Here is a 321-nt window from a genome sequence, read left to right as displayed (position 1 = left end):
GCGATCAGTATATGTCTCTATACTAAGAGAAAGAAGCCTTGATACTACGGTATCGGGGCTTTTTTATTTATCGGGCATTTACGTGTAAAGTTAATCGGAATGTTAGTTGCCCGATAATTGCCCGATTTTTGTGAGGAATTTATTTCAGGATTGTTTTCATATGTTCTTCAAATTTATTCATCGCTTCTTTATCGAGCTTTTTGCTTACATGTGAATATACATCAGATGTAATTTGCATGCTACCATGACCTAGGCGCTCTTGTAAGTACTTCATACTTGCTCCAGCTTCTAACTGTAAAACAGCATGTGTATGTCGTAAAG

General features: G+C 36.8%; 1 pseudogene. It reads right to left on the bottom strand.

The annotated features are described in order from the left end of the window. Positions 1-139: 139 nt before the first annotated feature. A pseudogene (locus KI369_RS29145) lies at positions 140-321 on the bottom strand (tyrosine-type recombinase/integrase); the annotation flags it as partial.

The organism is Bacillus sanguinis (assembly GCF_018332475.1).
Classification (GTDB): Bacteria; Bacillota; Bacilli; order Bacillales; family Bacillaceae_G; genus Bacillus_A; species Bacillus_A sanguinis.
Note: the sequence above shows the minus strand (reverse complement) of the source record. Positions and strands in the feature narration are given on the sequence as shown.